The sequence below is a fragment of the Streptomyces viridosporus genome (genome assembly GCF_002078235.1).
Classification (GTDB): domain Bacteria; phylum Actinomycetota; class Actinomycetes; order Streptomycetales; family Streptomycetaceae; genus Streptomyces; species Streptomyces viridosporus.
In genome coordinates this window covers 12,481-12,795 of sequence record NZ_MSGP01000419.1, presented here as the reverse complement: position 1 = coordinate 12,795, position 315 = coordinate 12,481, and the positions used below count along the sequence as shown (strand labels likewise).

The 315-nt window shown below is 70.5% G+C and carries 1 protein-coding gene; it reads right to left on the bottom strand.

Annotated features, from left to right (window positions below; translation table 11 throughout):
• Positions 1-43 precede the first annotated feature (43 nt).
• On the bottom strand, positions 44-315 hold a 272-nt coding region (locus B7L92_RS42755; RefSeq protein ID WP_255311165.1), incomplete at its 5' end, for a L,D-transpeptidase.

The following is a 315-nucleotide window of genomic DNA, read 5'->3' as shown; positions in this document are numbered from 1 at the left end:
ACGTCCCTCCCCGTGCCGGGACCCCGTCCCGTCCCCGCGCGTCTCACCAGTGCACGACGACCTTGTCGCCGTCGCGCACCTGCGCGTACAGCCGGGCGATCGCCGCCTCGTCCCGCACGTTGACGCAGCCGTGCGAGGAACCGGCGTAACCGCGTGCGGCGAAGTCGGCCGAGAAGTGCACGGCCTGCCCGCCGCTGAAGAACATGGCGTACGGCATGGGCGAGTCGTAGAGCGTGGACACGTGGTGCCGGGACTTCCAGTAGATGCGGAAGACACCCTCCCGGGTCGGGGTGTACTCCGAGCCGAAGCGGACGG